The organism is Solobacterium moorei (assembly GCF_036323475.1).
Classification (GTDB): Bacteria; Bacillota_I; Bacilli_A; order Erysipelotrichales; family Erysipelotrichaceae; genus Bulleidia; species Bulleidia moorei.
This window is the reverse complement of record NZ_AP028934.1, coordinates 679495-705497: the sequence shown is the minus strand read 5'-3', so window position 1 is coordinate 705497 and position 26003 is coordinate 679495. Positions and strand designations below refer to the sequence as shown.

Sequence of the window (26003 nt, the reverse complement as noted above, 5' to 3'; positions counted from 1 at the left end):
GGTCTGGGTAAAGTGAGAACGTACCTTCTTTTAGACCAGTGATATCATTGAGTCCGTAATAAAAAGCGTTCTGCTTCCCTCCTATATTCTTAGGCTGCTTTATCAAGATGACAATCCAGGAAACAGTTAGATATGTCGTATATAAGCCAGAAAAATAGTCGGATGTGGGGATGGGGAAGTTTACCAAGACATTATGCATATCAGAAAGAAAGGAGTATTCCATCATGGAAGGACCAATCATTACAGTGGATGTATCAAAGGGTTCCTGTCACTACCAGCCCTTCATAGAGAATGGACATCCAATGCGAAAACCAAAGCAGCTTTCAGCTACGATCGATGGTTTCCAGAAATTAGGGCAAACTATCAAAGACCTTGAAGCTAAGACAGAACGAGAAGATATACCAGTTATCTTTGAGGCTACAGGTGTCTATCATCGACCACTACAAAAATATCTTGAAGACCACAAGATAAGGTACTACATCATTTCTCCATTATTATCTGCGACCTATCGCAAGACCTCCCTACATAGTAATAAGACAGACGCATTAGACTGTGCACATATCGCAAAAGCGTACTATTGTGAGAAGGAACTAAGACAATATCAAGCACAACCACAAGAGTACAAAAGACTCTATCAATTGAGCCGTATATATGAAAGTGAGTTGGTTCATCTTCGGAAACGCAAAGTGAGTTTGAGATCCATGCTGGATATCATATATCCAAGGATTGATAAGACCTTTAAAGGGAATCAAAATCTGTATGATCCACTCCCAATGGAGATATTAAAAAGATATCCTCATCCATCCTTACTATTGGGCCATAGAGAGGATACCATCGTTAAGACCGTTGGGCATCGTACAGGTCATTTAAAAGGATATACAGAAAGAATCGTACATAAGATCTACGAGAAGGCAAAGGAGTGCTATTCAGGATGTGATATCGATGATATAGAAGTAGTCAAATTGCCAAGCTTGATAGAGAACGTGCAGGAACAGAAGAAAAAATGCGATTCACTATTGAAGGAAATGATAGAGATAGCACGAACATGTCCTTATTTTGCATCTGTTGTTAGTATTGTTGGAATCGGAGAGAATCTGGCAGCCCGTATCATAGCAGAGCTTGGAGATGTAAGCCGATTTGATAACAGAGCGGCTATCGTGGCATATGCAGGCTTGAATCCAAAGATACAACAATCCGGAGATATTGATGGACTGCATCTCAAGATATCAAAGAAAGGCAATAAGCATTTGCGATGCCTTTTATACCTTGGTGCACAATGTAATTATCGATTGCGCAAAGAAGATCCACTATATGAATTCACCAAAAAGAAAAGACAGCAGACCCAATGCCCATTGTCGTCTAAAGCTGCCTATACTGCTAGTGCTCATAAATTACTGGTCATAATCTATAGCCTATGTAAGAATGGTACTCTATATCATTCTTAGCAACAGTATAAACCTAATCTAGCAAAATGGGAGATATAATTTCTCTTGTTTTAATAATGCACAAAACGAAAAAGAAGAAATCACTAAAGATTAGAAATTTCTTCTTGACTTAAGTTATCAAGTTTTTATTTAAAAAATTCTAAAGATAAAGATTAATCTCAAAACCTTTTGTCCAGTCGCTTCTTACTTCAATATCTATTTTTAAAGCATCCGCTAACTGTTTTACAAGATATAATCCCATTCCTGTTGATTTCTTCCTTGTATTCCCGGAATCTCCAGTAAATCCTTTTTCAAATAAATGAGGCAAGTCGCAAGCCTTAACTCCACATCCATTATCTCTAATAACAATAACATTCTTTTCATCACATTTTTTCATTGAAATATTTAGTTCAGGATTTTCTGTGCTATATTTTGCTGCATTAGAAATGAGTTGAGAAATGATGAATTCAAAGCTACGACGATCTGTATAAGATATTCCGTGAATGCAATTTAGTTCAACTTTAAAATTCTTTTCTTCCAATAAGGGTTTAAAGCTCTCTAAAACATCGCATATACTTTCTTGTAGATCAACATCTTCAAAGAGGAAATCTTTTTTATCACTTTTTATTCTGTGATAAAACAAAATTTGAGATACATTGCTTTGAATTTGATTTCTTACATAATCTAATTTAAAAGCAACATCTTTAGGTAAGTTCTCATTTTGATTATCCAGAACAAGAGAAAGAAGAGAAAGAGGCAATTTAATTTCATGAGCCCACATCTCAACATATTCTTCATATTCTGATAATAAAGATTTTCCCCTTTCTATATCCATCTGTTTTTCATAAAAAGCAGATGCCATTTCCTTAATACATTCTTTTTCCGATTCACTGCATAGTCGCAACAATTCAAGTTCAGTGTTTTTTTCAGGATAAGATAAAAATACCTTATACCCATTTATCTTTTTTATTTCTTTTCCTACAAGTACAGTTGATAAGATTGAAAATAATACTATCGTGGTTAAAATCAAAAGGACTGAAAGCGCCTGAAATATTCTTATATCTGAAAGCCAAAGCAAGATTACAGTGAACATATCAAACCCTAAAAGAATAAATAACCAAGGTAAATATGCGTCCAAATATTTTAATTTATTCTTCATTGTTCACCACCCTTTCCAATTTATATCCTATCCCCCTTACAGACTTAACTTGAAAAGCAATGCCCACTTCTTTCATCACTTTTTTTAATCTTGTAATATTTACTTGCAAAGCATTTTCGTCAATAAATTCAGTGGTATTCCAGAGCTTCATGCTAAGATCTTCTTTTGTTACCACATTGTCGTCCGTTGTCAACAGAGCTTCTAATAGCTTTCCTTGATTTTGAGGAAGCAGGATAGAATTCCCATCAATATAAAGTGTGTATGTATTTCTATCCAGCAAAAAATTATCTTTTTCGAGTAGATTATTTCTTCCTTCATAGCGTTTTAATAGATTTTCTATGCGTGCCAAAAGCCTTTCTTTTCTGAAAGGCTTTGTCAAATATTCGTCTGCTCCTAACTTTAAAGCGTAAATTTCATCTTTTAACTGCTCACGGGAAGTAAGGACTAATATGGGTATAGAGCTTTTAGTTTTTAAGTTTTTACAAATTTGAAATCCAGTTTCTCCCGGTAAATTTAAATCTAATATAATTAAATCTGTTTCATATCTCTGCACCTGTTTAGTGGTTTCTTTAAAATCAGTTATTTTACCAACTTGATATCCAGCTTTTTCTAACAGAATTACAATCTCATCTCTAATCAACGGCTCATCTTCAATTACTAAAATGTGCTTCATATCAGTCCCTCCTTTCCATAGTTTTTATGATTTTATTCTTCTCTTTTGGGTTCCATTAAAGACAGCAAATATTTATTGCTATTTCTCTTTACAACTCCCATATATATAACCTCAAATATACCTAACAAAAGTATCATGAAAATCGCTATAATAAATACTTGTGATATATTTGCCTTTACACTTGATGGCAAGATACCCGTAAACAGCGAGCGAACTCCAAAGAAACTGTTTATAAGTGCAATGACTATTGGTAAGCCGAAATACCAGTTGATTTGTTTCCCCGATGATTTGCAAAGTGTTTCATAAGTAGCACCAAGATGAATCAAAGTTTGGTATCGTCTATGTGATTTTCTTTGTCCCATCAAGAACTGTACACCAATTATAGTATTCGCAACCACAAGGAAAATAACTGCAAGATAAATGGTGATATAACTTGCTGATATAACAAAGAATAGCTGTCTGCCCATATTTTGTATATAGCTTTCATATTCAATGGAAGCCTTGTCCAGTTTTTCGTTTGTAGCAGAAATAGCCTGCATCAATCCTTTTTCTTCAACAATATTCGGAGCTAAAATTCCACTGACATAATTTGAGTGTGTACCGTCTGTGTATTCTGCAAAAACATCGTCTGAAACCACCATTGCTACTGCAATTGTAATCTCACGATCAGTTACGATTGGTAAAGACTGCACATCTTCGGTGATTTTAAAAGTTTTCCCCATAATTTTTATGTGCGGATTTGCCTGAACAACAGCATTCATTAAATCCGAATCAATTAAAAACTCTTGCCCCATGTATAAAGCAGCTTCATTATCTTTTAATTCAATGGGTTTTAATTTTGCAGCCTTTCTTAATTCATTATATCCGGAAAGGGAAATCAACTCACAATCATCATATTGCTCCAAGTTATGAATCAAAATCTCTTTGTTTTTGCTATCTTTCAAGTTTTTTAGGATATTTACAATATTCTCAAATGATACTTCCCCATCCGCTTTTGGATTTCCTATCTTAATTTCAATTATTTTTTCAAATTGAGATTCCAGACCTGCATCTTTAAGTTTTTTTACTACTTTATTCACATCAATATTTTCATCTGCAGCAAGATCATTATCCTTAAATGTATAATCCAAAATATGTGCTTGATTATTTGAACTATTGCTTGAAATTGCAACACCTGCTCCAAACAAACATAACGCAGAAAAAATCAAAAGAGAACAAATTGCAAGTACAGTGGAACGCTGGATGACTAATTCCTGAATCTGCCTAAAATTATAAGCACGAAGTTTGCGTTTACCTCCTAAGCTTACCAAAGCACCTATAAATAAGCGTATTCCAAAGAATAGTAAAATCGTACCCAAAGTACCGAGCAAAACTGTGATTCCCATATTTCTTGTGCTGTCCCACGCTTCACCACTTATTCCATAATGATACGCTTTGACAAGAAACATAATACCTATAATAGAACCAACTAAATAAATTCCTTTTGGCAGCATTCTTTTAACTCCAGAAGGGGAATATAAAAGAAGCCCTCCAATTTCCTTGTTTGCTATTCTTGTACTTAAAATTATAAAAGCAATAAATTTTACAATCATAAATCCGACAATAGTAAACAATATTGCCATAAATGACAGCGAGAATCTATGACCAATAATGCCAAGTCCAACTATTTTTGCTGTTACAAGACTGATTAGTTCCGAAATCATTATTGCAATAGGAAGCCCGATTCCAAGAGCGATTATATTGTTTCTAAAGTCCTCAAGCATGAGCATAGAAAATAGATGTTGTCTACGCATTCCTAATGTGAGATAAACACCAAATTCATGCTTTCTTCTTTCCATCTGCATGCTACTTGCAAAATATACTAAAAAGAACAGTATTATCAGAGTTGATATATAAAAAATCGGAATGATTGTAAAAAGTCTGCTTACCGCATCACTCTCCATTTTCTGCAAAAAAATCATAACATCCTGATGTGATAACGAAAGAATGATGTAAAAAGCAATAATTGATATAATCATTGAGCCGAAATATAATCCGTTGTTTTTTCTATCTCTCTTACTATTTCTTGCAACCAATTTAGAAAACATTAAGATCACCTCCGGAAAGTGTTGACATGACCTTCAATATTCTTTGGTAAAAATCTTCTTGAGTTTCTCTTGGATAATCTCGTCTTATTTCGTGGAATAGCTTTCCGTCCTGAATAAATAAAATCCTGTTACAGAAACTTGCTGCTACTGAATCATGAGTAACCATAAGAATTGTTGTTTCCTCTATTTCATTCATAGCTGATAACTTTTGCATTAGAATATTTGCATTTTTTGAATCCAATGCACCTGTCGGTTCGTCTGCAAAGACAATCTTAGGATCTAAAATCAAAGCCCTTGCAGCAGCCACCCTCTGTCTTTGACCACCTGACATCTGCGTGGGAAATTTGTTAAGAAGTTCAGAAATATCAAAATATCCTGCAAGCAATTCCAATCTTCTTTTACTTTCTTTTTCATCCACATTATGCAAAGATAGCGGCAGTAATATATTTTCTTTTGCCGTCAGATTATCTAAAAGTTCAAAGTTTTGAAATAGATAGCCAATCATTTTACCTCTATAATCAGCTAAGCTGTTTCCTTTCAATTTACTTAAATCCTGATTTTGCATTTGAATTAAACCATCAGTCGGTTTGATTATGGTCGCAAGGCAATTAAGCAGTGTAGTTTTTCCTGAACCACTGCTACCCATAATCCCCAAGAATTCACCTTTCATAACCTGAAAGGATATACCATTTAGTGCCTTTGTTATGTTAGGATCTTTTCCATAATATTTTTTTAATGATTCTACTTTTAAAATTATTTCCATAGATAACACCTCCATAATTTGTTAATCTAATTTTAGTCTGTGGCGAACTAAAATAACACTTACGGATGATGTAAGAAATCTTCATAGAAATATATGCTATTGCTCATCGTCAGTAATAGATCTGCTTACTGAGATTAGCTCTCCAAAATCGGTATTGAGAGCAACACAAATTCTATAAAGAATTTCCATACTAACAAATTCTCCTTTACCCATTTTTGCTATGGTTGCAGGGGCAATACCAAGCTTTTCCTTTAAGTTTTTTTTATTCATGTTCTTGTCTATCAATAGCTTCCATAACCCATTATAGTTCACTTTCATTTTTGCACCCTTTATATTCATATTATTGAATTTATACTTCATGTATTATAACATAATTCCTCAACTAAAAAAAGAGCCGGTGCAGTCCTAAGACCACACCGACCATAAATTTATCTCTCAGCTTCTTTTGATGTTTCTTTCTTTTCTTTAGGCTTTTCCTTATCTTCAGCCTGATATTTTTTAATGGCTCCAAGCACAGACTCTTTCTTTTCATCTCGACCTTTCATCTGTTCTTTTGCCTTTAAGAGCTTTGAAGAAAGTATCCTGATGTTAGTATGTTCCTTGCCGTTATCGTCAACGGAAGTTCTGATCTGTCCAAAGAGTTTTACAAAATCTCCCTGCTTAAAGTCTTTTGGAATATCACCCTTTTCTCCGTATGCGGAGCAATTATGATATACCTTATTCCCCTCATCATCTTTAGATGCCACAGAGAAATTTACTACCTGAAAGGCTTCGCCGTTCTTATTTTCCCTTTCAACTACATCGATCTTTCCTACAACATTTCCAACGATATTGACAAGATTATCTTTCTCCTCTTGAACATAAGGAAGATCTTTAATCTGCCCCTGTTCTCTTAAATCTTCAATCATGTAATCAAATTCCTCATGCAGTAAATTAACGGTGTCATTGTCCATATAAGCCTCATAGAGCTTATCCAAAGCACTTTCATCGTTGATACCTTTTTCCATGCTGATAACCGCCTTAACAAAGTCCTTGTGATTATCATTTACCATATCTTCTATCTGATTTCTAATTGTTTTGTAATCCATGTTTTTTCTCCTTTCATGGTAAAAGGGAGGTTTCCCTCCCTTATCGTACATATTCCTGTTCTTTTGCAGTTTGTTTTTCTTCTGTTTTACTTTCTTCCTGATAGGCTCTAATTTGTCCTAAAATAGACGGCTTATCCTCTGTTTTCTGTGTAGCTTCCTCTTTGGTATGCAGATTATCTTCAACATCATAGGTTGACTCAAAATAATCGCTGTCCTTAAAGTCATTGTCATATCTGTCAGCAATTCCATCATTATCAAGGTCTTTAGAAAGTGGATCATAGAAGTTACCTTCATCATCAATTTCAAGTCCAAGTGCCACCCTTAAATCTTCCGAATCGACATAGACCAAATCACTAAAAGAAGACAGCTCAATCTCATTTTTCATATTTCGTAGAGCTTCGTTTTCTCCTTTGTTTTCATAATCAAAACTCTCCGTTTTAATCGGTATATCTTCAATATACTGTGTCCATCTCTTATCCTCTAAGTTAAGCTCATATTGGATGCTGTGTCTTTCGTCAGGTGTATTGGTATAGGCGATGCCGATGTGCTTTAGGTCAGGATATAGAGTATCAAACTCATCATAACTATGATTTTCTTCATACTCTCTGTTGCAGAAGTCAATGATGGCTCGTTTTACATCTTCTACAAGGGGATTGTCATTTCTCTTTTCTTCCACATCCCCCATATCAAGGAGCTTATTCAGTTCTGCCAAGCGAAGCACCTTATCCTTTAGTTCATCAGCTTTTTCAAAAGGCTTTTGTAATTCCTCTTTGGCATTTTCAAGCTGTTCTTTTGTCCCGATGAGCTTTTCTTCAAGCCTCTTTAATTTCTCAGGCATTTTCTCAAGAGCATTATCCAGTCTTGTAATATTACCGTCCGCACTCGTTCCAAGCTCTCCTGAATGCTTTGCAGCACCGTTTAAGCTGAAGTTATGCTCATTGGTGAAGAAGTTGTAACTTACCTCTAAATCCATGTTTCTATACTTACCGATAACTTTGCTTTCATTGATTTTTACTTTAGAAATAGCTTCAAGCAGCTTTTCTCCGGCTAACTTTTTATCTAATATCTTCTCACCACCGATAGTAATAGAAGTAAACTTTTCCTCTCCTTCAGCTTTTGCTTCTACATCTTTAATATCTTTCTTTACAGCCTCAATGAGTTTTTCTGTTCTTGAAATTTCTTCCGGATAGTTTTTAGCTACCTTATCCTCTAATCTATAACGATTGGACTTGTAGTTCGCTTCAAGCATTTTAAGTTTTGTAACTTCATTATCCAAATCCATCTTTTCCTTGATTTTTGGATCACCTGTTGCAAGTGCCTTAATCTCTGCATAGTTTAAGCTGCTTTCGTCCACATCTTCTGCAACTCTTACAGGCGTTTTACTTGTCATAATCTGAGAAATGAACTTCTGTTTATTCTCGATGGTCTGGTCGAGTAGGTCGGGGATATTACTATCCCTTTCCCCTCTAAGAACCGTGCATGAGAGTTTCCCCTCACACGGCTCAAGTTTTTATAAGCCCTAATTAAAGAGCCAGCGTGTTTTCTTCATCATTTATATGCAATTTTCTATGACACCAAGGGTGTACTAAAGTTTTAAGGGTAATGTTATTTTGAATTGTTTGATGTACTCTAAAGTCTGTATCAATAGTTATTTTCTCTCCACAAACAGGGCATATTCCATCTTGCGTTTTATACAGTCTATTTATAACTGTACGTCCTTTAAGTTCGTTTCGTATTTTTAACTCTTCTCTTTCTTCAAAGTATATTTGCCAATTTTCATCAAATGGATTTGCTTCAGCTTGTATCTTGGTAAATCTTTTAATATCAGTGTCTGTAGCATATTTAAGACGAAGATAGTATTTATCGCCATTTTCCATTCTGTCTCCAGTTGCTACACTGAAAGTCCAAGTTCTATTTCCAATCGTATGGAAATACTTTTTAGCTATCCATTTTCTACCTTTCTTAGGATGTCTACGAACGCACCAGGTCCACAAGCTTTTATATATTTCATAATCAAGTTTTTCAAAGGCTTTAGATGAAACATTATATTTCTGATAGTTTATCCAACCTATAATAATTGGATTTAATTTTCTAATCAGAATTTCTTGTTTCATTGACGGATTATCTTTTATGATTTGTCTTATTTTATCAACAATAGCCTTGAAGTTCTTTTCGGATGGTTTTGTTAGTAATTTATCTTTATACATCCTAATATTAACTCCAAGAAAATCGAAACCGTCATTTATGTGTGTTATGAGTGTCTTTTCCTCTGATAATTCTAAACCTCTTTCAGCCAAGAATTTTACAATGATTGGCTTTACACCATTTTCAAGCAATTCTGCACTTTCCCCTGTAACGATAAAATCATCTGCATATCTGACAAAATTAACTTTTGGGAAATATGCTTTCTTATTTACTGTTCTTCTATGGTATTTCTCTTTGATTGCTTTTTCTAAACCATCTAATACCATATTGGAAATAATAGGTGATATTGGTGAGCCTTGGGGACTTCCTGTTTCTGTTGGAAATAGTTTTTGTTTTTCTATATATCCACACTCAAGCCAGAGTTTTAATAATTTCTTGTTCATTGGGATATTATTCATTATCCATTCGTGGCTAATATTATCAAAGCAACCTTTTATATCTCCTTCAAGCACCCATTTTGCAGATTTCTTTTTATTTAGAGATGTAAAGCATTGCTCAATAGCATCCTGCGTACACCTTTTAGCTCTAAATCCATAAGAGTTAAAATCAGCTGTTGTTTCTGCAATAGGTTCAAGTGCAAATTTATATAGTGTTTGCATTGCTCTGTCTGTCATTGTAGGAATGCTAAGAGGTCTTTTCTTACCATTTTTCTTTGGTATATACACTCTTTTAAGAGGTTTAGGTTTATATCCTCTTAAGTTTAACTTTCCTATTGCATTATACTTTGCCTGTGGTGTTAGCCATAGTTCGCCGTCAACACCACTTGTTTTCTTGCCTTGGTTTTCAGTTACCCTCTTAATAGCCAAGGCTTTTGCATAAAATGAAGTTGTGAGTAAATGCTGTAAAGATTTTACCTTTCCGTATTTACTCATTTTCCACGCTTTCACAATACGCATTTGTAGTTTTTTAACATAGCTTTCTGCTACTGAAAAATCTATACTTTCCCAGTCTTTAGCTCTGTTAGTAGTAGCACACATTTTACTGTTCATTTGCTTTCTCCTTTCAAAAATTCTACAAGTTCTCTTGTGATTAAAAACCAAATGGAAGTCTGCACTCTTTCAAGTTAGGGCAAATTTTGAACCCCTATCCATCTCATTACAAGATGGCGTTCGCTTTTTCCATTATCCTTTACCTGCACCATTATCAGCATTTCTTACGATTTGCCTTGCCTTTTGGCAACGGTACAGGCTTACCATGTTCCACTTAATTAACATTGATAACTTAGGCTCTACCTCTCTGCCGGTAGTCATTTTGTCCGTGTAATCCCACTGTGGAAAGGATTATCCGACTACGCACCATTTTGGTTCAGGCTTGTCAGCAACTTTAGCCTGTTCGCCTTAACGGCATTTATCAGTAGTTCACATATGTTAGCCATATTATCAAGCCTTGCTCCCTAACCGCCTTGTTGCTGGCAGTTTCGGTATTCCCTCACGGTTCAACCTCAAGTAGGGCTACTTTAATATCGGCTTACCACACCTGAGTGCAGTCGATACTTGGCTCAACTAACGGAATAGTTGGTTTGGTCATTATGCCAAACAGTTAAATTAAGCGACTTCATGTCGCACCCAAAGGTACGCATCAAAGGTATTCTCCGTTACATATCTGTATATGCTGACTTCTTTATTTTCATTTCCCTGTCTTACAATTCTTCCGGCTCTCTGCTCAAGGTCGGCAGGACGCCATGGGACATCGAGGTCATGAAGTGCAATCAGCTTGTTTTGCACATTCGTTCCGGCTCCCATTTTCTGTGTAGAACCCATCAAAATACGAATTTCGCCTTTTCTTACCTTTGCAAAGAGTTCATCCTTTTGCTTATCGGAATTTGCTTCATGGATAAAGGCTATTTCTTCTTTCGGTATTCCCATTGCCACAAGTTTTTCTCTAATATCATCGTAAATATTAAACTCTCCATTTCCTTTTGGAGTTGACATATCGGAGAAAAGAAGCTGTGTGGACTTATTTTCTCTTGTCTTATCCCAAATGGAAAAGACATTTTTCACGCACACATTGACCTTGCTGTCAGGATTGTCAGGAAGTAAAGGATTGATTAAACGCTGATCTAAGGCGAGTTTCTTACCGTCATTGGTAATTTTAAGCATATTATCTTCGTCAGGCTCTACTACCCTGTTTCTTACATCATCAGCTCTTTCCGATAAGCTCTTTAGGATTTCCTTCTGTTCCTCACTTGGCAAAGTTTTAATAACTTCATAGTGTGCTTCAGGTGTTGGAAGATTTAGCATATCTGCTGTCTGAATATCCGCAACTTCTTTAAACATAGACATTAGTTCAGGAAGGTTATAGAACTTGGAAAATCTCGTCTTTACTCTATACCCTGTCCCTTCAGGAGATAATTCAAAAGCTGACTGCGTTTCACCAAAGGTAGAAGCCCAGCTATCAAAATGCTCCAAATTATTCTTTTTAAGGCTTTCATACTGAAGATAACGCTGCATAGTATAAAGCTCTGTCATCGAGTTACTGACAGGCGTTCCTGTGGCAAAGACAATACCTTTTCCACCTGTCATTTCATCCATGTATCTGCACTTCATAAACATATCGGAGGACTTAAAGGCTTCAGACTGTCCAATACCTGCTACATTCCTCATTTTTGTATAAAGGTAGAGATTTTTGTAATTATGTGCCTCGTCAATAAAGAGCTTATCTACACCTAATTCTTCAAAGGTAATGACATCGTCTTTTTTAAAATCATCGTTTAACTTTTCAAGCCTTGTTTCCAGCTTCTTTTTTGTTTTTTCAAGCTGCTTTACCGTAAAGTTCTGATTTCTGTCATGCTTATATTCCTCCACATAGTTTATAATTTCATCAATCTGATCTTGGATATGCTTCTCCTGATATTCCTTACTCATCGGGATTTTTTCAAACTGCGTATGCCCGATTACAACGGCATCATACTCTCCTGTGGCAATTCTTCCGATAAATCTTTTTCTGTTTTTCGGCTCAAAGTCTTTCTTATCTGCAACCATAATGTTAGCTGACGGATATAGCTGCATAAACTCACGACCGATTTGCCCTGTTAAATGATTGGGGACAACAAACAAGGACTTACTGCACATTCCAAGCCTTTTACTTTCCATCGCAGACGCCACCATTTCAAAGGTCTTACCACTTCCTACTACATGAGCAAGAAGGGTATTTCCTCCATAAAGGCTTCTTGCTATGGCATTTCTTTGATGAGGTCTTAAATCAATTTCTGTGGTCATTCCCTCAAAGGAGAGCTTGCTGCCGTCATATTCTCTGTTACGGATAGAGTTAAAACGCTCGTTATATAACTTTACAAGCCTGTTTCTACGTTCTTGGTCGCTAAATATCCAGTTCTTAAATTCTTCTTTTAGAAGCTCCTGCTTTTGTCCTGCAAGAAGCGTTTCCTTTTTATTTAGTACAGAAGTTTTTGAACCGTCCGGATTTACAATCTGGTCAAATACCTTTGTTTCTTTTAAGTTCAGAGCATCTTCAATCAGCTTATAGGCATTTACCCTTGAGGTGCCGTATGTCATCTCTGCAAGGTCATTTCCTCTGTCCCTGCTCTTTCCTTCAACATTCCATTCACTTGTCAGATTTGAAAATTTAACCTTAATATCCCATTTGGCATATCCCGGAGTTTTCAGCGTTTCAAAGATGAATTTTTCAATATCCTTATTCGGTATCCAAGTAGCTCCGAGTCTTACATTGATTTCACTTGCTTCAAGCTCCTTTGGAAGGACTTTTGTAAGCTCTGCCTTTTGATATTCCAAACGGTTCATCTCATAGCTTATCAGCTCTTTTTCTTTGCCATCTTCCGCATAGCCAAGATGAGGTAACTCTCTTTCGGTTTGTCTTAACTTTGCAAGGTAACTGTCTACTATGGCAATTTTGTCCCTGATATTTCCGCTTAGATACTCATCCTTTGTTACATAGCCGTACTTATATGAATTACTGCCGTTTGCACAGGCAAAAGGTAGATCTCCATCTTCAAGGTTAAAAGATAATGGTCTATAAAAGTTTTGTTCTTCTCTGATGTTTAGATAGATTTCCCCTCTAAGTTCTTCTATCAAAGTCGGTCTGTCTTTATCTGTAAGGCTTCCCATATACTCAAAATCCACATATCCTTTTTCTGATACCGATAAAACAAGAGCTTCAAGGGAAGTGTCTACATGGTCGATAACCTTCGCCTTTGTGATTGTTCGCTTGGAGAAAATATCTCCCTTTGCTTTGAAGTTTTCTTCTTCATCAAGGATTTCAATGGAAGAAACAAGCGGGAAGTTGCTATCCTCTTTTAAGGCTCTGGTATTAGAAAGGTTATTGACATATCCATGCTTCTTAGAAAAGCTGTCATAAATTTCATTTAGTTTTTCCTGAGCTTTCTTTACTTCATCATCTGAAAAATCTTCTTTCTGTTTGTAAATAACGTCCTTTAAGGCAGCATTTAACTCAAGATAGTCCTTAATCTTTTCCTTGTTTTTATCCGTTACTTCTTTCTTTACAAACAGGGAGTTTTCTCTGTAATAAACTTCATCATCAATTATGGTATATGAAAAGTTTTTAACATCATCTGTGGCAGGAATTGAGGTAATTTCATCATCAAGTAGCTCTATTTCTTCATAATTAGCATTTTTAGAGATTTCTTCGCTTGCTTTTGTCAGTAGCTCCTTTAAGTCTGTGTTTTCTTTTGGCAGGCAAGCTATTGCATTCCCAAATCTCCCGGATATTTCTTCCATAGAACCAAGCACCTGTTCAGGATGATCAACAAAGTATTTGTTATATAAAAGCCCGTTTTCATCTTCAGCAAGGTGAATCCAGCCCTCATCCCTTTCTCTGATACTGTCCCTTTTCTTTAGGAAGATAATATCTGAGGTTACTTCTGTTCCTGCTACGCCCTTAAAGGTATCGTTCGGAAGTCTTATCGCTCCTAAAAACTCTGCTCTTGCTGCAAGGTAGCGTCTTACACTTTCGTCCTTTTTATCCATCGTTCCACTTGATGTAATAAAGGCGATAATACCACCGTTTCTTACTTTATCAATGGACTTGGCAAAGAAATAATCATGGATAAGGAAGTTATTTTTGTTATACTCCCTGTCATTTACCTTGTATTCTCCAAAGGGTACATTGCCGATAATCGCATCAAAGAAGTTATTTGAGAAAGAAGTTTCTTCAAGCCCCTTAATCTGTATATCACTTTCAGGGTATAACAGCTTTCCAATTCGACCGCTTACAGAGTCAAGCTCTACACCATAAAACTTAGACTTATTCATTTCATCAGGGATATTGCCTATAAAGTTCCCTATTCCCATACTTGGCTCTAAAATGTTTCCCTGTTTAAATCCCATATCCGAAAGCGTCTTATACACTCCGTCAATCACTGTTTTCGGTGTATAAAAGCTCGTTAAAGTAGATTCTCTTGCAGCTTCATATTCTGCCTGAGATAAGTTCTCTTTTAGAAAGCTCCTCGCTTCTTTCCACTGTCCGCCTTTTTCTTCATCGAATACATCAGCAAGTCCTCCCCAGCCTACATACCTTGCTAAAACTTCCTGAGCGGTAATATCTAAATCTCTCTCACCTCTTTCAATTCGACTTAACATCGAGATTGCTTCAAGGTTATTGTTTAATCTCTCACTTGGAGATAACTTGTCAGGTAGCGTTTCTTCTTTAATTTGGAAGTTATGAGCCTCAGCTTTCTTTATTTCAATTTCTTCAGTTGTCTTTTCAGGACTCTGATATGTCAGATTTTCAAATATCCTCTCAAGGTCGCTTTCCAGACGATAAGGAATGACATCAGAGTCTGTTATCATACCGCCAAGATATTCTGTATTATCTTTAACTGTTACCGTCTTTAGGTTGTTTCCCATATCATCAAAGCGTGTGATGGTATAGTCTTTATCCTTGTATTTAACTTCATCACCGACAATAAAGTTCGGTCTTTTAAGGCTTATCTGCTTCAGAAGATCCTCATTATCTGTAAAGGCTACAATCGGAATTTGATGATTGCCTTGTCTTACAGGATCAAGCCACAAGTCATTTCTTCCTGTGATTTCATTTTTAGAAATTTCTCTGACTTTGTATCCTTCATGATGAAAATAGACTGTATCACCAGCTTTAACTAAAAAATCCTCTAAATGGTTTCCCTCTTTTTCATTGAGCTCTACTTCTTCTCTATCCTTTAGGTAATCAAATAAGGTAGCTTGAACTGTGTCAGCCCTTCTAACTTCTTCTGTTTCTTCAGGTGCTTCAAGTTCTTCTTCTTCAAAGCTAAGTTCTCCATTAAAGACGGATTGAAGCTCCTGCTCGTCCATCTGCTTTTTAAGTTCACTGTCTTTAAGCTCTCTAAAGGTCTTTGGGAAATCCTCTAAAATAAGCCTTTGTGCGTTTAGTTCTTCCAGCTCCTTAAGATTAAAATATCCCCATTCAGGCTCAATCCCAAGCACAAGTCCAAAGGCATCGCCGCTTTCTCTATCATATTCCGTCATATACCAAGTCCAATTAGAACGGAAAGGAATGATATATGCAGCATGAACCTCTTTATCCGCTAAAGCTACATCCTCCTGTGCGTAAAGCTCCGGCACTCTTTCAAGCATTTCATCGGTCATTAAGTTTTCAGGATCATCTTTGGAATAATATTGTGGTTCTTCAATCTCTGACTTGTTTTCTGTTTCCTTTTCTTCAAGATAAAGATTTTTAGAAAACAGCTCGTCGATATGCTTTGCAACACTTGTCCAAGTAAGAAACACATCATTACAATCATGTTTCTGTAATTTAAGTCCCTTAGCATCGTGCCATTCATCACTTCCCATTGCTCCGGAAACAGCATGGGAATGTCCTCCAATTCCATATTCGTCTTTTAGGAAATTCGCTTTTTCTTGAAGCGTATGATTTTCTTTAAAAAACTTGGTGATTCGTTCTTTTCCTCTATCAACGCCACTTCCCCTTGAAAGGCTTTCAAGGACTTCATCTTCTGTAATAAAGGACTTTACCTTCGGAAGTTCTGCCAAATTGGTGCTATATTCCTTTCGTGGTAGCTCAAGTTCTTGTAATTTCTGATAAAGGCTATCTACCTTGTGATAGTGAAATCTTAGTACATTCCTATTTTCTTTGTATCCTGCTAAAAATCTGCTGTATTCTTTGATTATTTGTTTTAGGTATTCAGGATTTTCTAATGCCTCAGAGAGTCTTTTTGTTTCTTCCGGAAAGCCCCCACCTCTTTCAAAAAGTTCAAAATATCCTTGCTCTTTTCCTTCTTCACTTAAATCATTAGATAAATACAATAGAGATTCTGAAATCCGATTTCTTTCATAATCAAGAGCTTCAGAAATCTCTACATTTGTGGCAAACCCTCCGTTATTAAGAAGTTCGTTTATCCTCTTTGCAGCATCACTCCAACTTAAAACCTGCGTATCATCTTCTCTTGCCGATGTTCCGTAAGCTAAATGAATTCCTTTATCCGAATACCAGGAAGATACTTCTTTTTCATCAATGTAAAATCCATTTCCTCCTTTAAAGGTATCTTTGAGGTATTCTCCCAATTCTTCTACTGTTTTTTCTTTGGAAAACTCAGCAATAACAGGAAGTCTACCGCCATCGTGATTTCCTCCGTTAACAAGAACGGTATCTATATCATTCTCGGTTAGTGGTATAGTAAGGCTTATCTGTCCATAAGAATTTTCAGGTAAAGAAAAAGAAGCTTTATCAGCTTCTCTTATCTCTGCCTTAGTATTTTCTTTTAAATTTCCACTACTTCCTTGATGGTCATTTCTTTGAGAGCTGAAATCATCGCCCCATACTGCGGATTGTTCTCGTCCTCTATCTTCCAAGCTGCCATCAGTTTCGGTTTCTCTCTTCTCATAAATTCTATCGCTTGTTTCTGAATGTCCATCAGGTGTCCTGTCAGTTTCTTCTCCTTGTATAGATCTAAAAGCATCTCGAAGTGGCTCTGCTCCTCGCTCTGTGAAAGAAACTCCAGCCTCATCACTGCGTAGGTCGGATTTGGATACTTCCTTATGAAGTCCGTCTCTTCCTCCAAGCTGTTTAGCGTATTCTCCCTGATTTTCTCTATTATCTCGTCCGTACTCTCCATTTCGGAGAACTCGCTCGTTTTCATTTCTTTTCTGATCATCTCGTCGAAGTACATTTTTATCTTCTCCTTCCTCTAATTCTTCTTTAATCTTATTATATCTCGCTTCTTTTCCTCTTAAAACTTCTTTTTGAAGCTCAAGTTCTTTGCTTTTTTGAATGGTCGCATCAATAATCTTTCCGCTAATATCCGATACGCTTTCACCAAGACTCATTAGAGATATGCTGTCAAGTCTTTGAAAATTCTCTCTTAAAAGCTCATAATCTATCGAATAATCTAACTTAAATCTTGACGCTACCGCATAGCTTACCGAGTCCCTTACAAACTTGGTAAAGGATATTCCATCCTCATCCGCTACTCTAAGTTCATTCATTAAGGTATCTATTTTTTCATCACCGTAGAGTCTGCTTAAAGAAAAGATGTTTTCAAGTGTGCTTTCACTTTCCTCATAGCCCTCGCTTTTTATCATTTCCTTTAACACATCTTGATGATTTTCTTTGTCAAACTTCCAAAGATTTACTTCGTTGACATCTCTGTTTCTTGAAACTGTCTGACCTATATCAAAAATATAGTCCACTTTTTTGAATGTGCCATAGTCCTCTAAAATGGGGATCCCTTTCTGTCCTCGCATTACTGTTCGATTAAAACGTTCCCTCCAGTAGTCAAACTTGGCACAAGCTGTCGCTTCAGGATTTTTATCATAAATACTTAACTGACTTCTAAAATCGTACTTCTGATTGTTCCCGACAACTTTTAAGAGCTTCAGATACTCTGCTTCACTCTGCAGAACATCTTGTTTTATCAGCTCCAAAATGTTATGAAAATCATTTATTCGCATGTTTACCTCCTTCTTTTTTTACAAACAAAAACTTGATAACTTAAGTCAAGAAGAAATTTCTAATCTTTAGTGATTTCTTCTTTTTCGTTTTGTGCATTATTAAAACAAGAGAAATTATATCTCCCATTTTGCTAGATTAGGTTTATACTGTTGCTAAGAATGATATAGAGTACCATTCTTACATAGGCTATAGATTATGACCAGTAATTTATGAGCACTAGCAGTATAGGCAGCTTTAGACGACAATGGGCATTGGGTCTGCTGTCTTTTCTTTTTGGTGAATTCATATAGTGGATCTTCTTTGCGCAATCGATAATTACATTGTGCACCAAGGTATAAAAGGCATCGCAAATGCTTATTGCCTTTCTTTGATATCTTGAGATGCAGTCCATCAATATCTCCGGATTGTTGTATCTTTGGATTCAAGCCTGCATATGCCACGATAGCCGCTCTGTTATCAAATCGGCTTACATCTCCAAGCTCTGCTATGATACGGGCTGCCAGATTCTCTCCGATTCCAACAATACTAACAACAGATGCAAAATAAGGACATGTTCGTGCTATCTCTATCATTTCCTTCAATAGTGAATCGCATTTTTTCTTCTGTTCCTGCACGTTCTCTATCAAGCTTGGCAATTTGACTACTTCTATATCATCGATATCACATCCTGAATAGCACTCCTTTGCCTTCTCGTAAATCTTATGTACGATTCTTTCTGTATATCCTTTTAAATGACCTGTACGATGCCCAACGGTCTTAACGATGGTATCCTCTCTATGGCCCAATAGTAAGGATGGATGAGGATATCTTTTTAATATCTCCATTGGGAGTGGATCATACAGATTTTGATTCCCTTTAAAGGTCTTATCAATCCTTGGATATATGATATCCAGCATGGATCTCAAACTCACTTTGCGTTTCCGAAGATGAACCAACTCACTTTCATATATACGGCTCAATTGATAGAGTCTTTTGTACTCTTGTGGTTGTGCTTGATATTGTCTTAGTTCCTTCTCACAATAGTACGCTTTTGCGATATATGCACAGTCTAATGCGTCTGTCTTATTACTATGTAGGGAGGTCTTGCGATAGGTCGCAGATAATAATGGAGAAATGATGTAGTACCTTATCTTGTGGTCTTCAAGATATTTTTGTAGTGGTCGATGATAGACACCTGTAGCCTCAAAGATAACTGGTATATCTTCTCGTTCTGTCTTAGCTTCAAGGTCTTTGATAGTTTGCCCTAATTTCTGGAAACCATCGATCGTAGCTGAAAGCTGCTTTGGTTTTCGCATTGGATGTCCATTCTCTATGAAGGGCTGGTAGTGACAGGAACCCTTTGATACATCCACTGTAATGATTGGTCCTTCCATGATGGAATACTCCTTTCTTTCTGATATGCATAATGTCTTGGTAAACTTCCCCATCCCCACATCCGACTATTTTTCTGGCTTATATACGACATATCTAACTGTTTCCTGGATTGTCATCTTGATAAAGCAGCCTAAGAATATAGGAGGGAAGCAGAACGCTTTTTATGACGGACTCAATGATATCAATGGTCTAAAAGATGGCACGTTCTCACTTTACCCAGACCAATTCCCATACATGCCTGTACGAGAAAGGCCAGAAACATTCTAGTGTCCCTGACCTCTATATCATATTCTTCTTCTGAAGTTTTTTCTCTATGATCAGGACTAGATTATTCCTGATTTCATAATAGAAAAAGGCGGTTAGATTTTACTCTAATCACCTTTAAATTCTGTGTGCTACAACTTACTGCTATTCATTCAGTTCCCAATGACCATTACTTCCACTTCCTACATATTGTAGATTATCCATTTCTTTAATGGTTCTTTCTATAGTCTTTACACTAACTCCAGCTTCATCTGCAATTGCTTTTCTTGTAATCTTGTTGTTTCCTCTTATTTTTTCTTTTATAAACTCTGCAAGAGCTATCTTATCGTGAGCGACATCCTGAGCGACACTGTGAGCGACATCCTGAGCGACACCGCTTCCTCCAACTTTTTGAGTCGCTATTTTCTTCAAAGGAATAATCGTTCTAAATATATCTCCCTCCTCAAACAGAGGATCAACACCTGAATATAGCCTTGTATATTTATAGGTGTTTCTCATACCTGAACCAAGCTCATCAGCAAGTCCTATTTCTCTAAATACTTTTGAAATAGCCGGATTTTTAGGAAAAGGTTCAAACTTTTGTAAATCCAATGCTCCCATGCCATGAGCTAAGTTACTGTTTTCAATCATAATCTTCTCATCGTCAATAATCATTTTTGCAGGGAAACCACTTGAATAATCTCTGTGAGCCAATGTATTAGAAACAATTTCTCTAAGTATTCTATCCCTTGCATTGACATTTACAATTCCGTCTAAGACAAATAAGTCATTCAAATGCTTCTGTCCAAACGCAATAAGCCTATCGTAGCTATCAATCAGATTTGTTATGACAACATCTCTATCGTCATACCTATCCTTGTTTTCAACTCTAAATATTGCATCAGTTTTATGCTGTGGGAGAACTGACATAATAGAGTTGTCTTTTCCAAATAGCAAAATTGCCGCTAATGTAATGCCCTCATGCTTTGTTTCAGGATCTGTCAGAATGAGATTTGCACTTCGGAGCAGTTCCTCATAACTCATATTTTCCCAGACATGATTTTTATTTCTTGCTACTGCCATTCTCTTGGCTTTATCAATAACATCAGTATCAAGAAATTCCATATCGAGGTTTGGATACACCTTATTCACAAAATAGCTTCCCTGTTTCCTCGCATATAGCTTATAGACAAGTTCTGCATGGTCTGTGATATTGATGTCTCCTTCATAAGACCTGTCCCATATTCTTCCATTATGCCTGCATACCTGATATCCTTCAGGCACTCGGATATAAATGACTTTTTTACTGTCAATCTCAAATACTTCCGGTAATAAATAAAGTGGTGGGTACATCTTCTGCGAATTGTTGATAGATGTTGTAAATTCTTTAATAACCTTATCCACTTTATCTTCACTAACACCAACAATATCTCTTTTATCATTTACACCAAGTAAAATATGTCCTCCATTTCTATTGTTGAAAGAGCATACTGTATCAAAGACATCTTTGGTTAAAGCATTCCTTGATTCTTTAAATTCAACATCTATCTTTTCTCCGTTTTGAATTAACTTTTTTATTTCATCTATCGTCATCTTTGTTATTTCACCACCTTTATTTATCAATATTTTCTTCAATAAAAATTTTGGAGTTTTGAATTTGCACTTTATCGTTATTAACTACAAAAGTAACATAATCTCCATTTTGTAAGTCCAAAAGTTCTCTTATCCTTTTCGGAATAGTAACCTGCCCTTTTGACATAACTTTTGCAGTATCCATAAATGTATCTTTCATACCCGTTTCCTTTCCCCCTACTTTTCCTACAAAAGATTATAGCATTTTTAGGGCATTTTTTCCACCTTGAAATTAGTGCCATCTTACTTGATATAAGTTGAAACCACTTCTTTTATCTCATTTTCAATCGCTTTTAAAAATTTTTCCTTTGAAGATTTTCCCTTTGCAATATCCGATAACTCCATTTCCCACTTTGCGGTTGTTTCTGCTGATTTAAAAGTATCGGCTACAATCGTTACAAGACTTATTCCCTTATGTGTGGCAATAAGGTTCTTTTTATCTCTTTCTACAAATCCCTTGAAAATCAGATTTTCAATAATCCCTGCTCTTGTTGCAGGTGTTCCAAGTCCTTTTCGCTCAACTTCTACACCTTTTTCCAATGCGTCATTTCCTGCAAGCTCCATAGCCTTTAGGAGAAGATCTTCCGTAAAATGTTTAGGCGATGATGTGTATTTTTCTTTTATCTCTTTATCTTTAATATCAAGACTATCACCAATCTTTACATCCGGAAGCACTGTATCTTCATTTTTCTTTTTTACATATTCGTTTAGGTATTTGGTAAAGCCTTCATCTACAATCACCTTGCCACTGCTTGTAAATTCAAATCCATCAAATTCAGCCACAATCTTCGTTGTATTCTCAATTAAAGGATAGCCTACACTTGCATGTAGCTTATTTAAAATAAGTTCATATACCTTCAATTCACTTTCCGGAAGAGAAGTTAAGTCCTCATTCATACTGCTTGCTGTCGGTATAATCGCATGATGGTCTGTAACCTTTTTAGAGTTAAATACCGTCTTGATACGCTCTGTATCAAAATCATTTTTCCCTAAAATGTTATTAACCGTACTTACAATCATATCTTCCGTTAAGCATCTGCTGTCTGTTCGAGGATATGTGATAAGTTTCTTCTCATAGAGGCTTTGAGCATAATCTAATGTCTGCTTTGCACTATATCCAAAATACTTATTGCACTCTCTTTGAAGCGTTGTAAGGTCAAATGGCAGCTCAGGCTTTGTTATCTTTTCCTTTTGAATAACATCGGTAATTTCTATCTTATCGCCTACTAAATTTAAGAGCTGTTCCGCTGTTATTTCATCATCAATTCTATCTGTTGATAGTGTAAAGCCATTAAGACTTAATTCCAATGTATAATATTTTTCTTTCTTAAAATTTGCTATCTCATCATCTCTATTTACAATCATTGCAAGAGTTGGTGTTTGTACCCTCCCAACAGAATAACTCTGTTTATATAGGCACGAATACAGTCTGCTTAAATTCATTCCCACAAGCCAATCTGCTATTGCCCTTGCTTGTGCAGACTCAAACAGATTATCGTAAGAACTTCCATCTTTTAGGTTATCAAAGCCCTCTTTAATTGCACTATCTTCCATTGATGAAATCCAAAGGCGTTTCATCTTCTTTTTACAATTTGCCTGATTATATACAAGCCTAAAGATGGCTTCTCCTTCACGTCCTGCATCGCAGGCATTTATCACAATATCTATGTCCTTATCATTCATTAGCTTTTTAAGAATCGTAAATTGTTTCTTTGTGGACTTTGCAATCTCATACTTATATTCCTTTGGAATAATCGGTAAATCCGCCATATTCCACTTCGCATATTTTTCATCATAACTATCAGGATTTGCCATTTGAATTAAATGTCCAACACACCAGCTTACCTTATATCCGTTTCCTTCATAATATCCGTCTTTCTTTTTTGTAGCTCCAATTACTTTTGCAATAGAAATTGCAACACTTGGCTTTTCAGCAATTACAAGTTTCATCTATATTTTTCCTCCTGTTTTCAATATAAAAGGGCGAAAGATTTTACTCTCTCGCCCTGTGTTTTGCACCAAATATTGTATAGTTTTGGGTGCAAACTCATTCTACCTCATCAGCCTCTTTATCTTCTGTTTCTGCTTCATCTACTTCATTTTCACTTTCTTCTGCCTCCGAAAAGAAATCATCATCTTCCTCCTCAAAGCCTTCAAGCTCCTTATCTTCTTTTTTCTTAATGACCTTGAAATAATATCCTGCCCCTAATGCTCCTGCTACTACAAGAATGAGAATTAAGTAAGTTCCCATATTGCTGCTTTCTTCCTTTTTTACTGGCTTAGGTTCTTCTTTTTCAGGTTCTTCCTTTTTAATTTCCTGTTTCGGAGCTTCTTTCTTTTCAACCATATTGAGAAGATCATCTTCTGATACTTCTGTTAGGAGCATGACATTCTCGCTATCCTCATCGTGATTGATGATTAGATGGAAAGTCTTGCCATTCTTAGTAGTAAAGGTAACAAACTGTCTTGCGTCCGCTGAATACATGTCCGTTTCTTTCTTATCACTGCTATCTCCATGATGAATCGGATAATCCTTGTTCGCATTATCCTTATTTTCCGTAACAGTTCCTCGTGCCTTTGATGGAGCAGAAGCAACTCCTTTATTGGTATTTACATTCTTACTTGAACCATCCATAGAGGAATCCTGACCGCTGTTATTGGCAGGCTGTTTCGGTGTCAGCTTATTGGGATAACGAACTTCTTTTTCTTTTCCATCGGTCTTGTCAACATTTGTGTCCTTTGTAATCTTTCCTGTATTATCCTGTGATGATGAGCCTTTACCCGTATCACTTACAGATGTTTGAGGAAAGTTTCCTGTTCCTGTTTTCATTCCGGAGATAGGGCTGATTGGTGTTACAGTAGGATTATGCGTAACTGTAGCCTTGCCAACCTCATTCGTCTTTTTCTCAAGCTCCTTAATTTTCTCAGTTAGCTTGTCTATCTCCTTTTTCATATCCGCCGATAAGTCCTTATCGTCTTTGCCCTTTTCAAGTTTTTCCTTCAGCTTATCTATTTTTTCCTCAAGGTCTTTGATTTTCTCCTTTTGCTTGTCGCTTAATTTATCCTTGTCCTTAATCTCCTGACTTAGCTTATCAAGTTTTTCCTGAAGTTCCTTAGATTCCTTTTCCATTTTGGAAATATCATCTTTGCTAAGCTCTGTTTGAGTTCCCTTATCTTCTGTTTTTTGCTTTTCCGTCTGCGTCTGAGCATTACTTTCTAACTTTTTTACAATTCGGATAATACTATCGCTTCCATCACATTTTACTTTGTAGCTTACAAAATTGTCATTAAAGCTCATGTTATCAGGAAGCATTTCAAGATCAGAAGCGTCAATCACCTGATTTTTATCAAAATAAGCTGAATACTCCTTATATACCTTTCCATCCTGATATTGATATTTGACCTTTACTTCACTTTTTGTCTGACTTTCCTGATCCTTTGTATCCTTATTGTCTGTTTGAGTTGACGCATTCGATACTCTCTTATATAAATCCTCTAAAGGTAATTCAAGGTAGGGTACACCGGTATGAAATCTGTTCCATGTTTCAATAATCAGCTTGTCTTTAACAATCTTAATTTCTTTTACATTGTTGATATTGGGATTTGCTTCCTTTACTCTGCCAATAATAGCGTTCTTTGTTTCCTCTTTAAGCTCTCCCTCATAATCAACCGTTACTTTCTCAATATTTCTATTTAACTGTAGAACAGGGCAGGTATAGACAATGACATTTGCTTTCTTTCCTTTTACAGTTCGTTCTTCTGCATTTTCTGTAATATCTCCAATATAGTAATTATCTTTATCTCTTGGAGAAACGATACTTGTAAAAGCACCTGTCCCTACATTATGAATTCGATAATATGGATAAGTTTTCTTTGTCATATATCTTAGATCATCTAACTGATTTACCTTGTCCATATTCTCATTGGTAAAGGTTTCATTATACTTATCGAGAACTACACCGCCCTTTTCTTCAAAGGATTTTGATAAGAAAAATTTAAAGTTCAATGGCTGACCTTCCTTATTTCCTTTTCCGAGATGATAAAATCCTCTAAAGGTGTCATCTGAAGTATGATCCTCAAATTTCAGTTCATAATATGTTTCATATTTTTCAGGCGGTTCATTTGACGCAAACACTGTCTTTGCACCAACTTTTAACACCCCTAAAACTCCACCCATTAACAGGGTAAAAGCTACAACAATGGCTGTAATTCTTTTATTTTTCAAACTGGTTTTCATTTGTTTTCTCCTTTTTCATTTCTGCTTTTTCTCTGTTTACTTTTGCCATTAAATCACTGATTGTAATGTTGTTCTTTCTGCAAATGGCAATAATTTCTTCGTTTTCAAGTTCTTCCTCACGAATGAACAAAGGCTCCAATTCTTCATCAATTAGAGCCTTTTTATCTTTTAACTTCTTTATTCTGTTTTTTACTGCTGTCAGTTCTTTTTTCAAATTGTG

17 protein-coding genes are annotated in these 26003 nt (G+C 36.0%); 1 reads left to right on the top strand and 16 read right to left on the bottom strand.

The features are described from left to right. The first annotated feature begins 170 nt into the window (after positions 1–170). Positions 171–1445 carry an IS110 family RNA-guided transposase gene (locus tag RGT18_RS03365; protein WP_338175196.1) on the top strand — a complete coding sequence of 425 codons (1275 nt, stop codon included), beginning with the start codon at positions 171–173 and terminating at the stop codon, positions 1443–1445. 139 nt (positions 1446–1584) lie between these two features. Here RGT18_RS03365 and RGT18_RS03360 read toward each other — a convergent pair whose 3' ends face one another. The 16 genes from RGT18_RS03360 to RGT18_RS03285 all read right to left on the bottom strand — a co-directional run bounded on the left by RGT18_RS03360 (position 1585) and on the right by RGT18_RS03285 (position 25997). Then, complete coding sequence (locus RGT18_RS03360) at positions 1585–2583, bottom strand: sensor histidine kinase (RefSeq protein WP_028078670.1); 999 nt, start codon at positions 2581–2583, stop codon at positions 1585–1587. Beyond that, a complete protein-coding gene (locus tag RGT18_RS03355; RefSeq protein ID WP_028078671.1) occupies positions 2573–3256 on the bottom strand; it encodes a response regulator transcription factor in 684 nt (227 codons plus the stop codon). The genes RGT18_RS03360 and RGT18_RS03355 overlap by 11 nt, the downstream gene beginning before the upstream one ends. 32 nt (positions 3257–3288) lie before the next feature. Beyond that, positions 3289–5343, bottom strand: a complete 2055-nt coding sequence (locus RGT18_RS03350) for an FtsX-like permease family protein (protein WP_028078672.1) — start codon at positions 5341–5343, stop codon at positions 3289–3291. After that, positions 5333–6106, bottom strand: coding sequence for an ABC transporter ATP-binding protein (locus tag RGT18_RS03345; RefSeq protein WP_028078673.1), 774 nt, complete (start codon positions 6104–6106; stop codon positions 5333–5335). The genes RGT18_RS03350 and RGT18_RS03345 overlap by 11 nt, the downstream gene beginning before the upstream one ends. 96 nt (positions 6107–6202) lie before the next feature. After that, complete coding sequence (locus RGT18_RS03340) at positions 6203–6424, bottom strand: helix-turn-helix domain-containing protein (protein ID WP_028078674.1); 222 nt, start codon at positions 6422–6424, stop codon at positions 6203–6205. A gap of 110 nt (positions 6425–6534) precedes the next feature. Then, a complete protein-coding gene (locus RGT18_RS03335; protein WP_028078675.1) occupies positions 6535–7194 on the bottom strand; it encodes a single-stranded DNA-binding protein in 660 nt (219 codons plus the stop codon). A 40-nt stretch (positions 7195–7234) separates the two neighbouring features. Continuing rightward, the gene (locus RGT18_RS03330; RefSeq protein ID WP_028078676.1) at positions 7235–8584 is read right to left on the bottom strand and encodes a hypothetical protein; all 1350 of its coding nucleotides are present in this window, start codon (positions 8582–8584) and stop codon (positions 7235–7237) included. 133 nt (positions 8585–8717) lie between these two features. Further along, entirely contained in the window at positions 8718–10388 is a 1671-nt protein-coding gene (gene ltrA, locus RGT18_RS03325; protein ID WP_028078562.1) for a group II intron reverse transcriptase/maturase, read from the bottom strand. A 132-nt stretch (positions 10389–10520) separates the two neighbouring features. After that, positions 10521–10649: a hypothetical protein gene (locus tag RGT18_RS03320; RefSeq protein WP_263285033.1), complete on the bottom strand. Its 129-nt coding sequence runs from the start codon at positions 10647–10649 to the stop codon at positions 10521–10523. A 294-nt stretch (positions 10650–10943) separates the two neighbouring features. Beyond that, positions 10944–18296 (bottom strand): helicase-related protein, encoded by a 7353-nt coding sequence (locus RGT18_RS03315; protein WP_420917767.1) that lies wholly within the window; start codon positions 18294–18296, stop codon positions 10944–10946. A 153-nt stretch (positions 18297–18449) separates the two neighbouring features. Next, positions 18450–19724 (bottom strand): IS110 family RNA-guided transposase, encoded by a 1275-nt coding sequence (locus RGT18_RS03310; RefSeq protein WP_338175187.1) that lies wholly within the window; start codon positions 19722–19724, stop codon positions 18450–18452. 355 nt (positions 19725–20079) lie between these two features. Beyond that, positions 20080–21507: an AlbA family DNA-binding domain-containing protein gene (locus RGT18_RS03305; RefSeq protein ID WP_037404551.1), complete on the bottom strand. Its 1428-nt coding sequence runs from the start codon at positions 21505–21507 to the stop codon at positions 20080–20082. A 19-nt stretch (positions 21508–21526) separates the two neighbouring features. Next, positions 21527–21706 carry an AbrB/MazE/SpoVT family DNA-binding domain-containing protein gene (locus RGT18_RS03300; protein ID WP_000655432.1) on the bottom strand — a complete coding sequence of 60 codons (180 nt, stop codon included), beginning with the start codon at positions 21704–21706 and terminating at the stop codon, positions 21527–21529. A gap of 83 nt (positions 21707–21789) precedes the next feature. Continuing rightward, the gene (locus tag RGT18_RS03295) at positions 21790–23496 is read right to left on the bottom strand and encodes a DNA topoisomerase 3 (RefSeq protein ID WP_010775606.1); all 1707 of its coding nucleotides are present in this window, start codon (positions 23494–23496) and stop codon (positions 21790–21792) included. Positions 23497–23593: 97 nt separating this feature from the next. After that, the gene (locus RGT18_RS03290) at positions 23594–25783 is read right to left on the bottom strand and encodes a CD1107 family mobile element protein (protein WP_338175181.1); all 2190 of its coding nucleotides are present in this window, start codon (positions 25781–25783) and stop codon (positions 23594–23596) included. After that, positions 25761–25997, bottom strand: a complete 237-nt coding sequence (locus RGT18_RS03285; protein WP_002843607.1) for a hypothetical protein — start codon at positions 25995–25997, stop codon at positions 25761–25763. Before RGT18_RS03285 ends, RGT18_RS03290 begins: the two co-directional genes overlap by 23 nt. Positions 25998–26003 lie beyond the last annotated feature (6 nt).

Bases quoted from the DNA above. Each gene is read 5' to 3' on its own strand.
- RGT18_RS03360 (WP_028078670.1), bottom strand. From the start codon at position 2,583: ATGAAGAATAAATTAAAATATTTGGACGCATATTTACCTTGGTTATTT.
- RGT18_RS03365 (WP_338175196.1), top strand. From the start codon at position 171: ATGGGGAAGTTTACCAAGACATTATGCATATCAGAAAGAAAGGAGTAT.
- RGT18_RS03305 (WP_037404551.1), bottom strand. From the start codon at position 21,507: ATGACGATAGATGAAATAAAAAAGTTAATTCAAAACGGAGAAAAGATA.
- RGT18_RS03315 (WP_420917767.1), bottom strand. From the start codon at position 18,296: ATGCGAATAAATGATTTTCATAACATTTTGGAGCTGATAAAACAAGAT.
- RGT18_RS03350 (WP_028078672.1), bottom strand. From the start codon at position 5,343: ATGTTTTCTAAATTGGTTGCAAGAAATAGTAAGAGAGATAGAAAAAAC.
- RGT18_RS03320 (WP_263285033.1), bottom strand. From the start codon at position 10,649: ATGACTACCGGCAGAGAGGTAGAGCCTAAGTTATCAATGTTAATTAAG.
- RGT18_RS03345 (WP_028078673.1), bottom strand. From the start codon at position 6,106: ATGGAAATAATTTTAAAAGTAGAATCATTAAAAAAATATTATGGAAAA.
- RGT18_RS03300 (WP_000655432.1), bottom strand. From the start codon at position 21,706: ATGAAAGATACATTTATGGATACTGCAAAAGTTATGTCAAAAGGGCAG.
- RGT18_RS03355 (WP_028078671.1), bottom strand. From the start codon at position 3,256: ATGAAGCACATTTTAGTAATTGAAGATGAGCCGTTGATTAGAGATGAG.
- ltrA (WP_028078562.1), bottom strand. From the start codon at position 10,388: ATGAACAGTAAAATGTGTGCTACTACTAACAGAGCTAAAGACTGGGAA.
- RGT18_RS03335 (WP_028078675.1), bottom strand. From the start codon at position 7,194: ATGGATTACAAAACAATTAGAAATCAGATAGAAGATATGGTAAATGAT.
- RGT18_RS03310 (WP_338175187.1), bottom strand. From the start codon at position 19,724: ATGGGGAAGTTTACCAAGACATTATGCATATCAGAAAGAAAGGAGTAT.
- RGT18_RS03330 (WP_028078676.1), bottom strand. From the start codon at position 8,584: ATGACAAGTAAAACGCCTGTAAGAGTTGCAGAAGATGTGGACGAAAGC.
- RGT18_RS03340 (WP_028078674.1), bottom strand. From the start codon at position 6,424: ATGAAAGTGAACTATAATGGGTTATGGAAGCTATTGATAGACAAGAAC.
- RGT18_RS03290 (WP_338175181.1), bottom strand. From the start codon at position 25,783: ATGAAAACCAGTTTGAAAAATAAAAGAATTACAGCCATTGTTGTAGCT.
- RGT18_RS03295 (WP_010775606.1), bottom strand. From the start codon at position 23,496: ATGAAACTTGTAATTGCTGAAAAGCCAAGTGTTGCAATTTCTATTGCA.